Annotated in this window: 11 protein-coding genes, 1 other RNA gene and 1 pseudogene; 11 read left to right on the top strand and 2 right to left on the bottom strand. The window is 56.2% G+C overall.

The annotated features are described in order from the left end of the window. Positions 1-103 precede the first annotated feature (103 nt). From BK670_RS17480 to BK670_RS17435, 10 genes and pseudogenes are all read left to right on the top strand, one after another. A complete protein-coding gene (locus BK670_RS17480) occupies positions 104-928 on the top strand; it encodes a (Fe-S)-binding protein (RefSeq protein ID WP_123451540.1) in 825 nt (274 codons plus the stop codon). After that, positions 925-2,379: a LutB/LldF family L-lactate oxidation iron-sulfur protein gene (locus BK670_RS17475; protein WP_123451539.1), complete on the top strand. Its 1,455-nt coding sequence runs from the start codon at positions 925-927 to the stop codon at positions 2,377-2,379. The genes BK670_RS17480 and BK670_RS17475 overlap by 4 nt, the downstream gene beginning before the upstream one ends. Continuing rightward, complete coding sequence (locus BK670_RS17470; protein ID WP_123451537.1) at positions 2,379-3,050, top strand: LutC/YkgG family protein; 672 nt, start codon at positions 2,379-2,381, stop codon at positions 3,048-3,050. Before BK670_RS17475 ends, BK670_RS17470 begins: the two co-directional genes overlap by 1 nt. Beyond that, the gene (locus BK670_RS17465) at positions 3,047-5,857 is read left to right on the top strand and encodes an FAD-binding and (Fe-S)-binding domain-containing protein (protein ID WP_123451534.1); all 2,811 of its coding nucleotides are present in this window, start codon (positions 3,047-3,049) and stop codon (positions 5,855-5,857) included. Before BK670_RS17470 ends, BK670_RS17465 begins: the two co-directional genes overlap by 4 nt. A gap of 130 nt (positions 5,858-5,987) precedes the next feature. Beyond that, positions 5,988-6,269, top strand: a complete 282-nt coding sequence (locus tag BK670_RS17460) for a hypothetical protein (RefSeq protein WP_123451532.1) — start codon at positions 5,988-5,990, stop codon at positions 6,267-6,269. A gap of 202 nt (positions 6,270-6,471) precedes the next feature. Next, positions 6,472-6,747 (top strand): hypothetical protein, encoded by a 276-nt coding sequence (locus BK670_RS17455; protein ID WP_123451530.1) that lies wholly within the window; start codon positions 6,472-6,474, stop codon positions 6,745-6,747. 96 nt (positions 6,748-6,843) lie between these two features. After that, positions 6,844-7,232, top strand: a transfer-messenger RNA (tmRNA) gene (gene ssrA, locus BK670_RS17450). A 186-nt stretch (positions 7,233-7,418) separates the two neighbouring features. Then, positions 7,419-8,009, top strand: a pseudogene (locus BK670_RS17445) (integrase arm-type DNA-binding domain-containing protein); the annotation flags it as partial. A 187-nt stretch (positions 8,010-8,196) separates the two neighbouring features. After that, the gene (locus BK670_RS17440; protein WP_123451529.1) at positions 8,197-8,526 is read left to right on the top strand and encodes a hypothetical protein; all 330 of its coding nucleotides are present in this window, start codon (positions 8,197-8,199) and stop codon (positions 8,524-8,526) included. A 132-nt stretch (positions 8,527-8,658) separates the two neighbouring features. Then, the gene (locus BK670_RS17435; RefSeq protein WP_123451526.1) at positions 8,659-9,618 is read left to right on the top strand and encodes an ArdC family protein; all 960 of its coding nucleotides are present in this window, start codon (positions 8,659-8,661) and stop codon (positions 9,616-9,618) included. Between the two features lie 132 nt (positions 9,619-9,750). On the opposite strand, the gene BK670_RS17430 is transcribed toward BK670_RS17435, so the two are convergent. Next, complete coding sequence (locus BK670_RS17430) at positions 9,751-9,948, bottom strand: DUF7740 domain-containing protein (RefSeq protein WP_007901093.1); 198 nt, start codon at positions 9,946-9,948, stop codon at positions 9,751-9,753. A 221-nt stretch (positions 9,949-10,169) separates the two neighbouring features. Between BK670_RS17430 and mobH the strand changes: the two genes are divergently transcribed. After that, positions 10,170-11,912, top strand: a complete 1,743-nt coding sequence (gene mobH, locus BK670_RS17425) for a MobH family relaxase (protein WP_123451524.1) — start codon at positions 10,170-10,172, stop codon at positions 11,910-11,912. A gap of 537 nt (positions 11,913-12,449) precedes the next feature. On the opposite strand, the gene BK670_RS17420 is transcribed toward mobH, so the two are convergent. Beyond that, positions 12,450-13,277: a restriction endonuclease gene (locus BK670_RS17420; RefSeq protein ID WP_123451522.1), complete on the bottom strand. Its 828-nt coding sequence runs from the start codon at positions 13,275-13,277 to the stop codon at positions 12,450-12,452. Positions 13,278-13,332 lie beyond the last annotated feature (55 nt).

The raw sequence follows: 13,332 nt of genomic DNA, 5'->3' as shown, positions 1-13,332 counted from the left end.
GTCAGCAATTCACAACCCGGTCTGTAAGGCTGCTGAAAGCCACGCGCTTTATATTCAGCAGCCGCCACAGACGGATAACCGGGCCCACCCGGAGACACGCCTGATGAGCGAGCTTTTTTACAACGCCGTGCCCAACGCGACCCGCGTGGCACCGCCACTGCCCGAACCTCGGCAATACCCCAGCGAGAAACCGTCGCGGGTCTACCTGTTCGGCACGTGCGTGGTCGATCTGTTCTACCCCGAAGCCGGGATGGACGCGATCCACTTGCTGGAGCGCGAAGGGATCCGGGTCGAGTACCCGCAAGGGCAGAGCTGCTGCGGGCAACCGGCCTACACCTCGGGTTACACCGAGCAGGCGCGGACGGTAGCGCGCTCGCAACTGGCGCTGTTTGCCGGGGATTATCCGGTGGTGGTGCCGTCGGGTTCCTGCGCCGGCATGCTGCGCGAGCATTACGCCGACTTGTTCAAGGACGAGCCGGAGACGTTGAAACAGGTTCAGGCCCTCGCAGCCCGCACCTTTGAACTGGCCGAATTTCTGCTGTTCGTCTGCAAGGTACAGCTCAAGGACAGCGGCGAACCGGTCAAAGTCGCGCTGCACACTTCGTGTTCGGCACGGCGGGAAATGAACACCCACCTGCACGGCCGCGAGTTGTTGGCGCAGTTGAGCAACGTGGAACGGGTCAACCACGACCACGAAAGCGAATGCTGTGGCTTCGGTGGGACATTCAGCGTCCGTATGCCAGACATTTCCGGCGCGATGGTGGCTGACAAGACCAAAGCGTTGAAGGATTCCGGCGCGCACAAGGTGTTGAGCGCCGACTGTGGCTGTTTGATGAACATCAACGGCGCATTGGAGAAACAAAAAGTAGCGCTGCGCGGGCAACATCTCGCGAGCTTCTTGTGGCAACGAACCGGCGGTGCGCAATGAGCACTTCCGCGATTATTCCTACGGTCGCCGTAGAAGAAGATTTCCGCACCCGGGCGCACAACGCCTTGGGTGATCAGCAGCTGCGGAATAATTTCCGCACGGCCATGGACTCACTGATGGTCAAGCGGGCAGCCGCTTTCAGTGATGCCCACGAAAGAGAACATTTGCGCGCACTGGGCAATTCGATCAAGGCCCGCGCGCTCTCCAAGTTGCCTGACTTGCTCGAGCAACTGGAACTGAACCTGACCCGCAACGGTGTGACAGTGCACTGGGCGGAAACGGTGGACGAGGCCAATGGCATCGTCTTATCGATCATCCGCGCTCACGAGGCGCGGCAAGTGATCAAGGGCAAATCGATGGTCAGCGAAGAGATGGAGATGAACCATTTCCTCGAGGCTCGAGACATTGAATGTCTGGAGTCCGACATGGGGGAATACATCGTCCAGCTCGACCACGAGAAGCCTTCACACATCATTATGCCGGCGATCCACAAGAATGCCGGTCAGGTCGCGTCCTTGTTCCACGACAAACTTGGCGTGGAATACACCAAGGACGTTGACCAACTCATTCAGATCGGTCGCAGAGTCCTGCGGCAGAAATTCTTCGAAGCGGACATCGGCGTCTCCGGTGTCAACTTCGCCGTCGCCGAAACCGGCACCCTGCTGCTGGTGGAAAACGAAGGCAACGGTCGCATGACAACCACCGTGCCGCCGGTGCACATCGCCGTCACCGGCATCGAAAAAGTCGTGGAAAACCTGCGTGACGTGGTGCCGCTGCTGTCACTGCTGACACGCTCGGCGCTGGGCATTCCGATCACCACTTACGTCAACATGATCTCCGGCCCGCGCAAGGCGCATGAACTCGACGGCCCGCAGGAAGTGCATCTGGTGCTGCTCGACAACGGTCGCAGCCAGGCCTTTGCAGACAGCGAATTGCGCCAGACCCTGAATTGCATCCGCTGCGGCGCCTGCATGAACCATTGCCCGGTGTACACCCGCGTCGGTGGCCACACCTATGGCGAGGTGTATCCGGGGCCGATCGGCAAAATCATCACGCCGCACATGGTCGGTCTGGCGAAAGTCCCGGATCATCCGAGTGCGTCATCGCTGTGCGGTGCCTGCGGTGAAGTCTGCCCGGTAAAAATTCCTATCCCGGCGATCCTGCGGCGTCTGCGCGAAGAAAACGTCAAAGCCCCGGACAGCCCGAATCAAGTAATGCGCGGTCAGGGCAGCAAATATTCGCGCAAGGAACGTTTTATCTGGAACGCCTGGGCCAGGCTCAACAGTTCACCGACGCTGTATCGGTTGTTCGGTTTCTTCGCCACGCGCCTGCGTGCACTCACACCCAACAATGTCGGCCCGTGGACGCAAAACCACAGTGCACCTAAGCCCGCCGCCCGCTCACTGCACGACATGGCCCGCGAGCATCTGGCCAAACAGGGAGATCGCTGATGAGCGCCAAGCAAAATATCCTCGGCAAGCTTCGGAAAAGTCTGACTGGCGCCACACCGATTACCGACAACTTCGACGTCGATCTGGTGACGCAGCCTTACACCTACAGCGCCGAACAACGCATCCCGCAACTGCGCAAACTGATGGAAGCGGTGCACACCGAAATCCACCTGACCTCCGACGCAGAATGGCCGGCACTGCTTGCGCAATTGCTGCGCGATCGGCAGTTGCCGAGTCTGCTGATCGCGCCGACGACAGCGCACGGGCAGAAAATCACACAGCATTGGGCGAACAATCCTGATCTGCCGACACTGAAATCCTACGATCGGCCGATGGAAGAGTGGAAAGCCGAACTGTTCAACGACACCCCGGCCAGCCTCACCGGCACCCTCGGCGCAATCGCCGCCACCGGCAGCCTGATCATCTGGCCAACCCGCGAAGAACCGCGTTTGATGAGCCTGGTGCCGCCGGTACATTTCGCCCTGCTCAAGGCCAGCGAAATCCGTGACAACTTCTATCAGGTGCAAGAGGAATTCGAGTGGGCCCAAGGCATGCCGACCAATGCGTTGCTGGTGTCCGGCCCGTCGAAAACCGCTGACATCGAGCAAGTGCTGGCCTACGGCGCCCACGGCCCGAAAGACCTCGTGGTGCTGATCCTGGAGGACCAATGACGCTTCCAGTGAATTTCCTGCGTGATGTGCAGCAACTGATTCCGGCCGAGCGCCGTTTTGATGATCCGTTATCGACGCTGGCCTTTGGTACGGATGCCAGTTTTTATCGGCTGATCCCGCAACTGGTGATCCGCGTCGAGTCCGAAGATGAAGTGGTGGCGCTGCTGAAACTGGCTCAGCGCGACCATGTCCCGGTGACCTTCCGCGCTGCTGGCACCAGCCTCTCCGGTCAGGCGATCAGCGATTCCGTTTTGATCGTGCTTGGGGATAACTGGAACGCTCGCGAGATTCGCGGCCAGGGCATGCAAATCCGCCTGCAACCGGGGGTGATCGGCGCACAGGCCAATGCATGGCTGGCACCGTTCGGGCGCAAGATCGGCCCGGATCCAGCGTCGATCAACGCCTGCAAGATCGGCGGCATCGTCGCCAACAATGCCAGCGGCATGTGCTGTGGCACCGCGCAAAATACCTATCACACGCTGGCCGGGATTCGTCTGGTGCTGGCCGATGGCACGCGCCTGGATACCGAAGACGCTGCCAGTGTCGCCGCGTTTCGCAACAGTCACGGCGAGTTGCTGGAGCGCTTGGCGACCTTGGGCCGCGAGACCCGCGCCAACGCCGAACTCGCCGCGCGAATCCGCCACAAATACCGTCTGAAAAATACCACCGGCCTGTCGCTCAATGCTCTGGTGGATTTCGACGAACCTGTGGATATCTTGAGCCATTTGCTGGTCGGCTCCGAAGGCACCCTCGGCTTTATCAGCGCGGTGACTTACGACACGGTGATCGATCACCCGAACAAGGCGTCAGCGCTGATCGTGTTCCCGGATGTGGAAACCTGCTGCAACGCGGTCACCGTGCTGAAAAGCCAACCGGTGTCCGCCGTGGAATTGCTCGATCGGCGCAGTCTGCGCTCGGTGCAGAACAAACCGGGCATGCCCGCTTTCGTACAACGGCTGTCGAATAATGCCTGCGCGCTGCTGATCGAATCCCGCGCCGCATCTTCCACTTTGCTGCAGGAGCAACTGGCGCAGATCATGGCCTCGCTCAGTAGTTTCCCGGTGGAAAAGCAGGTCGACTTCAGCGAAGACCCTGTGGAAAACGCCAAACTCTGGGCGATCCGCAAGGACACCTTCCCCGCCGTTGGCGCCGTGCGCAAAACCGGCACCACAGTGATCATTGAAGACGTGACCTTCCCCGTCGAACAACTGGCCATCGGCGTGAACCGCTTGATCGAGCTGTTCGACAAACATGCCTACGATGAAGCGATTCTTTTCGGACACGCGCTGGAAGGCAATCTGCACTTCGTCTTCACCCAAGGCTTCAACAACCGGGAAGAAGTCGCACGCTATCAAGCGTTCATGGACGACGTCGCGCAACTGGTCGCCGTGGAATTTGGCGGTTCGCTGAAAGCCGAGCACGGCACCGGGCGCAACATGGCGCCGTTCGTGGAACTGGAATGGGGCAGCGACGCCTATCAACTGATGTGGCAGCTCAAACGTCTGCTCGATCCTAACGGCATTCTCAACCCGGACGTGGTGCTCAGCGAAGACCCGCAGATCCACCTCAAGCACCTGAAGCCGCTGCCGGCGGCGGATGAGATTGTCGATAAGTGCATCGAGTGCGGCTTCTGCGAACCGGTCTGCCCGTCGAAAGGCCTGACCCTCAGCCCGCGCCAGCGCATTGTGATCTGGCGCGATATTCAGGCGAAAAAACGTGCCGGCGTCGATACCCGCGAACTGGAAGAAGCCTACGAATATCAAGGCATCGACACCTGCGCCGCGACGGGGCTGTGTGCGCAGCGCTGTCCCGTAGGCATCAATACCGGTGAGCTGGTGAAAAAGCTGCGTGGCCGACACGCGACGCATCAGAAAACCGCTGACTGGATCGAAGGAAATTTCGCCAAGACCTTGCAAGGCGCACGTTTCACCCTGCATGTGGCCAACGGCGCACGGATGATGCTCGGCGCACCGCGTCTGGCGAAACTTTCGGCAACGATTACGCGCCTGTCCAAAGGCCAAGTGCCGTTGTGGACGAACGCAATGCCGCAACCTGAGAAAGCCATTCGCTTCAGCCCCAACGTGTCGGACGAGCGCCCGCGGGTTGTCTACCTGGCCGCGTGTGTGTCGCGAGTGATGGGCCCGGCGGCGGGTGATAAAGAGCAAATGTCGCTGTACGACAAAACCCGTGGGCTGCTGGAAAAGGCCGGCTACCAAGTGGTTTTCCCGGACAATCTGGACAACCTCTGCTGCGGTCAGCCATTCGCCTCCAAAGGCTACGCCGAGCAAGCAGAGCACAAGCGTCAGGAGCTGATCAGTGCATTGCTCCACGCCAGTCGCGGAGGGCTCGATCCGATCTATTGCGACACCAGTCCGTGCACGCTGCGGCTGGTTCAGGACGTAGGAGAAACCCGCCTGGATTTGTACGACCCGGTGCGTTTCATCCGTACGCATCTGCTTGATCGACTGGACTTCACTCCACAAGAAGCACCGATTGCTGTGCACGTAACGTGCAGCACTCAGCATCTGGGCGAAAGTCAGGCGCTGATCGATCTGGCGCACAAGTGCAGCAACAACGTGGTGATTCCGGAAGGCATTCACTGCTGCGGATTTGCCGGCGACAAGGGCTTCACCACGCCTGAGTTGAACGGCCACTCACTGCGCACGCTCAAGGACGCGGTACAGCATTGCAGTGAAGGCATTTCCACCAGTCGCACGTGCGAAATCGGCCTGACCCAACATGGCGGGATCGACTATCACGGCCTGGTTTACCTGGTAGATCGGGTGACACGGGCGAAGGCCTGCTGAAGAAAAACAGAACCCTTGCGCGAGACCGCAGTCCACAGAGCAGGCCCCGAACCCTCGGGGCCGTTCCTTCTTTCGGTGACCGGCGCTTATGGTCAGCGAAGTCTGGATCCCTCAGCGAAAGGAGATTCACATGAAACGTTCTGTACTGCTCGGTCTCTTCGTTACTGCCTCGATGATGGCATCTACTTCGTTTGCCGCTGATAAGCCAACCAGCCTGTGCGAGGCCAATTTGCAGACCATCAACAATGCAAAGACGCAATATCAGTCGTCGCCGGATCTGAACGCACGCGTCTCGGCCAGTGTGCAAAAGGCTCAGGATCTCAAGAACCAAGGCAAGATTGATGATTGCCTGGCAGAGACGCAGCGAACCATTCTGGACATTCAGAACGCTTCGGGTGCCGCCAAGAAGTGATTCTTTAATCAACCAGCCTTGTGTTGGCTCAGTGACTTACGATTCTTTGAGCTGGCCGTTTCATACCAGACGTAAAAAACCGAATTCCTGTGCTCCGTCGCGGTCGATTGAACAGGCCCACTACAAACACGGCCTGTTACGACCTCGGCATCGCCGCCAGATCACCCGGCAGCACCGAGCCCAACCGTTCAAGGAGATACCCATGAAGCATTCTGCAATTGCTGGATTGTTCATCGCTGGTGCCCTGCTGACGTCGCCGGTGTTTGCGGCGGATAAAGACCTTTGTGCCGGGAACCTTCAAAGCATCAAAGACTTCGTGACCAGTCAGCCGTCCCTTCCTGAAACCTCGATGAACAACATCAAGGCTGATCAGGACAAGGCCTTGGCGGCTCAGGCAGCCGGGAATGACAAGGAATGCGTAGAGGTCACCTCGGCCTTGATCACGAAAATGCAGATTCGCAATCCAACCCGTAACTGACACACCATCAGGCCAACCTTCGGGTTGGCCTTGTCCGCCGATTGGCGTACACTGCGCAGGCTTGTTGCTCACCCAGATGTACAGAGCAATGAGTTCGGGGCCGTTTAGGATTCGACGCCGGTTGCGAAACTTTAGGTGCATGCCGACTTGGTAACAGAAGTCGTAAATCCACTGTTGCAACTACTTATAGTTGCCAATGACGACCAATACGGTGTTGCTCTCGCTGCTTAATTGCAGCTGACAATGCTCCTGGTACCTTCGGGTCCAGCAATCATCAGGGGATGTCTGTAAACCCAAAATGATTGTCATATAGAACAGAATCGCCGTGCAGTACGTTGTGGACGAAGCGGCTAAAACTTACACAACTCGCCCAAAGCACCCTGCCCGTCGGGTCGCTGAGGGTTAACTTAATAGACACGGCTACGCATGTAGTACCGACAGCGGAGTACTGGCGGACGGGGGTTCAAATCCCCCCGGCTCCACCACTTCATCATCTAAAGACGTCCACGGACGTCTTTTTTTGTGCCTGAAACCCAGTAAATAGGGGAGTTTTAAGGCTATTGGGGGCTTTGGAAGTTTTCTGAGTTCCAGGCGCTTTGGTATCCCAGGTGGTATCCCGAGCTACCAGGTGCTATTTTCAGGATACCAAAACGGTGCTGGAGGTAGCCCCCATGCCTACTAACGCAACCCGCCTCTCTGATCGCCAGCTCAAGGCAGTTAAGGCAACTGGTAAAGACTTCGTCCTCAGTGACGGAGATGGCTTGCAGCTTCGAGTACGCGCCAGCGGCTCGATGATGTGGAATTTTAATTACCGCGAGCCGTTAACCAGAAGCCGTATCAATATGGCGCTCGGTCCATACCCGGACCTCTCGTTAGCCAACGCTCGAAAGAAAGCTGCAGAGGCACGTGAGTTGCTTGCCCTGGGTATTGATCCCAAAACCCAACGCGATGAGGTACGGCAAGCCAAACTCGCTGAAACTGAGCACACCTTCGAGAAAGTGGCCACAGCCTGGTTCGAGCTGAAGAAAGACTCCGTAACCAACGCCTACGCCGAAGACATTTGGCGTTCGCTAACTCTTCATATTTTCCCGAGCATGAAAACGACGCCGCTTTCGCAAATCACTGCTCCGATGGTTATCAAGATCCTCCGTCCAATTGAGGCCAAAGGCAGTCTCGAAACGGTGAAGCGATTGAGCCAACGGCTCAACGAGATCATGACCTACGGGGTCAACTCCGGGCTGATATTCGCGAACCGGTTCTCCCCAAGTGCGATTAGCGTTCGGTAGCTCGCACGGTGACCGTTTCAACGGTGATGAACGCCTACTGCTCTCCTGAGCGCCTTTCGAGCGCTGCTCGCCAGGCAAACCTTCTTGTTTTTCTTCAACCCATTGCGGGGAAATCTTTCCCCGCACGGGACAGGTTTCTTCGCGTTTTCAACGGAGACATACCATGCCCGACTCACTTACACCGGAAACACTGAACACCCTTCGGTTGCCCATCGTGTTCACACATGGCGCGTGGCAACGCGCAGTACTGCTCGAGCACTCCGATCACTCTGAGAAGCGGCAGGTCGATCGGTTGAGCAACGTATTGCGCGCAGCCTTCGAAGCCCACCTGGCCTATCCACAAAAGCCCTATGTGCTGTTCGAGGTAGTCCACATTGAACCAACCGATCACTTCGACCACGACCCGTTGCTGCAATTGAGTCTCAGCCTACTCCAAGAACCGGGTCAGCCTGGCGCCTTACTGATAGCGCTTGCAGGAGAACACCAGCGCTAAGCGCAATGGGTGGCGCCCACCTCCACATTCGGACGGCATGCAAGACCTGCATCAATCCAACCCATCACCCAACCGGGGAACCCTCCCCCGACGGGCAAGGCGTTCCTCCGTTTTTCTCTCGAGGAAATTGCCATGCGCGATATCTACCAAGACGTGACAGACAAGATCGTTACTGCGTTAGACCAAGGCGTTGTTCCCTGGATCAAACCCTGGTCCTCAAGTGGCTCAGTTGACATCGGTCATCAACCTTACCCCATCAACGCCATCACGCGACGTCCGTATTCGGGCATCAATTTACCGCTGCTCTGGGCCGAGGCCAGGTTGCAGGGGTTCACTCAAGATCGTTGGCTGACCTTCAACCAAGCTAAAAAGGCCGGTGGGCACATCAGTAAGGGTGAGCACAGCACTCTGGCTGTGCTCTACAAGCCGATGGAGCGCAAGGAACAGACCGAGTCAGGCCACCCCGTACTCGATGAAAACGGTCAGCCCAAGGTCGCTCACTTCGGCATACTCAGGACGCATTTTCTGTTCAACATCGAGCAAACGGAGGGGCTCGAAGCGCTCAATAAAACCCTGCTCGAAACGGAACCGACCGATCCCTTCCAGGCCAACAGCGTTGCGGAAAATCTGCTGTTAAGTTCAGGTGCCCGCATCGTTCATCGGCCTGCCGACGAAGCCTTTTACCACCCGATCAGGGATCTCATCCAACTGCCGACAAAAGCACAATTTCACGATGAAGGCGGGTACTACGCCACCGCACTGCACGAGCTGACGCACTGGACCGGGCATCACGCTCGGTTGCAGCGCGACGGGGTGACGTCAGCCTATCCGTTCGGCTCGCCAGGCTATGCCTTTGAGGAGTTGATCGCCGAGATGGGTGCTGCGTTTTTATGTGCTTACGCCGGCATTCAGGGAGAGCTGAGGCACGAGGGCTATATCGATTCCTGGCTCGGCCTGCTCAAGGCTGACAAACGCGCGATCTTTCGTGCCAGCGGCCAGGCCCGAAGCGCCTCAGAGTATGTACTCAACCTGGAGCAGCAACTGAAGCAAGCGGTCTTGGATGACTCATTATGCATGAACGATGGAGCTTGATCGTTACCTCACCGCTGCAAACGCTTCACAGGGTCCGACACGAGTTGGGCCCTTTTTTCTGCGCTCAGAAAAATCCCCATGCCGCGGGGCTCTGATGCAAAGAATCAGAGATGGGCACACACCCGCAGCCTGTCATTCCGCATCCAGGTTCTGCGCCAGAAAATCCACCAGCTCGAGGGGACTCCGACTGTCGATTACCTTGTAGATCAGATCACGCTTACTGCGCGGCAACTTCTTGACCACGCTCTTCGCCGAGGCACGGACGGCTTCGTCAGTCCCATGGATACGTGCCGCGAGCAGCAGCACGAGCGTGGCGTCAGTGAGATTCATGGCAAGACCCAAAAAATAGGCACCGCAGTGTACCGACTCTTTTCTTTGCTGTACTAGCCCCAACAAAACGATGCCTAGCCGTATCCATATTGCGATTGCCATGCAAAGGGATACGAGCCAAAAGGACGGATAAGGGTTGGGAGGGAATGGGTGCTCAAGGGTAAGAGCTCTATCCGAAAAGGCTAAAAGGCCACTGATCCAGCCACTTTACGGAGGTCACGATGCTCAGCCTGTTTCGCCGCAAAAGGCTGAAGCCCCTTCCGCCACCGACCGTCAACGTCGCCGAAGGTTACCTGCCCATCGAATCGGCCCACAGTTTGTTAGCAGCGGAGCACCGCCGCCAGTTGCTCGATCGCATCTGGCAGTACACCGCCCTCTCCCACGCGCAGTTCATCCAGCTCTATTTGAATCCGATCCATCGCTACGCCGAACAGGTCCAGCAACTCCCGGCCAGCGAGACACACCATCACGCTTATCTCGGAGGCATGCTCGACCATGGACTGGAACTGGTCGCCTGCAGTTTGAAACTGCGCCAATCCTATCTGCTTCCCACCGGCGCCGCGCCCGAAGACCAAGCCGCCCAGACCGATGCCTGGTCGGCTGGCATCGCCTATGGCGCCCTGCTGCATGACATCGGCAAGATCGCCGTGGACCTGCAGGTCGAACGCCAAGACGGCCGTGTTTGGCACCCCTGGCAGGGGCCGCTGGATCAGCCCTACCGTTTTCGTTACATCAAGGGTCGCGACTATCACTTGCACGGCGCCGCTGCAGGTTTGCTCTACACCCAGATTCTCGAGCGCCCAATCCTCGATTGGCTCAGTGGATTTCCATCGCTCTGGGCCAACCTGCTGTATTTCCTGGCGGGCCAGTACGAACGTGCCGGCGTGCTCGGTGAGTTGGTGATGCAGGCCGACCGTGTTTCCACCGCACAGAATATTGGTGGTAACCCGAGCAAGGCGCTGCAAGCGCCGATTCATTCGCTGCAACATCACTTGATCAGCGGACTGCGTCACCTGGTTCAGCACGTGCTAAAACTCAACCAGCCCGGTGCCGCAGGGTGGCTGACCCAGGACGCCCTTTGGCTCGTCAGCAAGACGGTCACGGACAAGCTACGGGCCTATCTGCTGTCGCAATCGATTGAGGGTATTCCTTCATCCAATCTCGCGGTGTTCGACGAGCTACAGTCACATGGATTGGTCGAGTCCACGCCGGAAGGCAAAGCCATCTGGACCGCACATGTGACACAGGGAACCTGGCAGCAGAGTTTCACCTTTCTGCGCCTTCAACCCGCACTGATTTGGGGGAACGAAGACCGGCCCGAGGCTTTCAGTGGAACGGTGAGCATTGCGGCCCATGACCACTCAACTGACACCCAGGTACCAATACCAGCGCCCGAAACTGTCAGTACAGGATCGCGTCAAAGCTCTTCTCTGCCAGATCCAACGGCGATAGAAGACGCTGACTATCTCGACACGTTGTTGAATATGTTCGAAATGGGAGAATCCGAGGTGCGTGATACGCCGTCGGAAAATGTTCTCGAAATCTCAATTCATCCTTCGAATAACCCTGGTCAGATTTTTCTGGACTGGGTCAGAAAAGGCATCCAAAGCCACGAGCTGCTCATCAACGACAGCAAGGCTAAAATCCACACTGTTAGCGGTACTGTGTTTCTGGTAACGCCTGGCCTCTTCCAGCGATACGTTCGGGAGTTTCCAGGCATCGCCAAAGGTGTAGGTCAAGAGATTGAAGAGTGGCGCTGGGTACAGAAGCAGTTTGAAAAACTGAAGGTCCACAGGAAACGTGAAAATGGTTTTAATATCTGCATCTGCCAGGTCCAAGGTCCTCGGAAAAAAGCAACACTCAAAGGTTATTTGCTAGAAAAGCCATCTCTATTATTCGAACCTGGATCTATGCCTGCCGACAATCCTTTTCTCTCAATGAAGAATCATAAATTTCCGGGCTAACATATATCGCAAACCCAGACCATCACAAACACTTCCAAAATTGAACTTAAGCGACAAATATCACCCTCGCCATAGCGAAAAGATCCTTTTCATATTTCGTAGAGCTTTTAAAGCTCCAAACTCGCTTGGCGGCAGTTTTACATTCAACGTAATTGAGGTTTTTTTAAATATCCCGCTCATCATTACAAGGTTTCTTATCTGCGCTTGAATTTATCTCTAGATCAAGCAAAGTAAGATGCCCAATAGCGCTCTTTCTCTCTTCAATCTTGGGATCAATAGTCGCTCGATGTTAACATCCGCTATTATGTAGAAGCCGAGGGCTATTAAAATATTCGGGGCTACCCAGACACCACAAAATACCACGTCTTAACGATCAACCTCATCACTTAAAAGCAATGGATCATTTAAAAGTATATAAGAGCAAGAAAGAGGAATTGAAAGAAGGCCGCGCATGAGCCGGCTAGTTGCTAAGCAGCATTAGGATCTGCTCAACTTTCTATTTAACCGTTAATTTGCCACAGTCTACGACCAAACAAGTTAACCGTGGCTTTCAGTTCCCAGTGCAAGATCAAGCGCATAGGAGGGAATTGATAGCGTTTCTACTTGGACACCGAATCCTTTTTCAATCATAAGATCGACAATGGAACGTCCATCGACTAGAACGATGGGCACCGCTCCCCTTTTAATGGACGCACCAACAGCCCCTTCAGAAAATGATGCGGTGGTAAAAAAAAGACCTTGCTCGAAATCACCCTGCGCCGCACCACGAAACTTATCGATTTCGGGCCTTTGAATGTTCCCCTTGGCCCAGCGCTTGCACTGGAATGCAACATTAAGATTCGCAAGGCCTACTTTAAGCTTACCATACCCGTCAATTCCACCGTCACCTGAGACCTTGGTCACTTTAGTATCATGAAATCCATATACATCCAACAGTCGCTTAGCAAAAAGCTCAAACCCAGTTGGTGACATCCGCCTAAGATCGGCTAATATCTTTCGCTTGAGCTCGGAAACATATTTTGCGTGTAAGCTCTGTAGCTCAAGAAGGCTCGAAGCGTGAGGCTCTCGTACCAACACCGGCGTCTTAGTTGGGGTTGTGACGCGATGCTGGCGTGGTTGTCGGATAATTTTGTTTACAGGCTCGTAGCGATTCTCGCCCACAAGCCTAAAGTACTTAGTCGGCGCAGCGCTGGGGAAGTCAAGCCCTATGCAATGACGACGAATTTGACTTCGGACGACATGCCCTGGATTGTCAGCATGGAATTCGTAAAGCTTAGCATCAATGATAGCGCGATAGGCTTCTTCGGCGGTCATTGGAGAGTTATGAAATTCCATAACTTGCCTTATCGCTTCAGTGATCGTCATATATGGGACTCAAGTAGACGCACATTGTATTGCGTCGATATTTATGTTCTGTGGG

It is taken from the genome of Pseudomonas fluorescens (assembly GCF_003732425.1).
GTDB lineage: Bacteria > Pseudomonadota > Gammaproteobacteria > Pseudomonadales > Pseudomonadaceae > Aquipseudomonas > Aquipseudomonas fluorescens_BE.
Note: the sequence above shows the minus strand (reverse complement) of the source record. Positions and strands in the feature narration are given on the sequence as shown.

Bases quoted from the DNA above. Each gene is read 5' to 3' on its own strand.
- BK670_RS17455 (WP_123451530.1), top strand. From the start codon at position 6,472: ATGAAGCATTCTGCAATTGCTGGATTGTTCATCGCTGGTGCCCTGCTG.
- BK670_RS17460 (WP_123451532.1), top strand. From the start codon at position 5,988: ATGAAACGTTCTGTACTGCTCGGTCTCTTCGTTACTGCCTCGATGATG.
- BK670_RS17480 (WP_123451540.1), top strand. From the start codon at position 104: ATGAGCGAGCTTTTTTACAACGCCGTGCCCAACGCGACCCGCGTGGCA.
- BK670_RS17465 (WP_123451534.1), top strand. From the start codon at position 3,047: ATGACGCTTCCAGTGAATTTCCTGCGTGATGTGCAGCAACTGATTCCG.
- mobH (WP_123451524.1), top strand. From the start codon at position 10,170: ATGCTCAGCCTGTTTCGCCGCAAAAGGCTGAAGCCCCTTCCGCCACCG.
- BK670_RS17430 (WP_007901093.1), bottom strand. From the start codon at position 9,948: ATGAATCTCACTGACGCCACGCTCGTGCTGCTGCTCGCGGCACGTATC.
- BK670_RS17435 (WP_123451526.1), top strand. From the start codon at position 8,659: ATGCGCGATATCTACCAAGACGTGACAGACAAGATCGTTACTGCGTTA.
- BK670_RS17475 (WP_123451539.1), top strand. From the start codon at position 925: ATGAGCACTTCCGCGATTATTCCTACGGTCGCCGTAGAAGAAGATTTC.
- BK670_RS17440 (WP_123451529.1), top strand. From the start codon at position 8,197: ATGCCCGACTCACTTACACCGGAAACACTGAACACCCTTCGGTTGCCC.
- BK670_RS17470 (WP_123451537.1), top strand. From the start codon at position 2,379: ATGAGCGCCAAGCAAAATATCCTCGGCAAGCTTCGGAAAAGTCTGACT.
- BK670_RS17420 (WP_123451522.1), bottom strand. From the start codon at position 13,277: ATGACGATCACTGAAGCGATAAGGCAAGTTATGGAATTTCATAACTCT.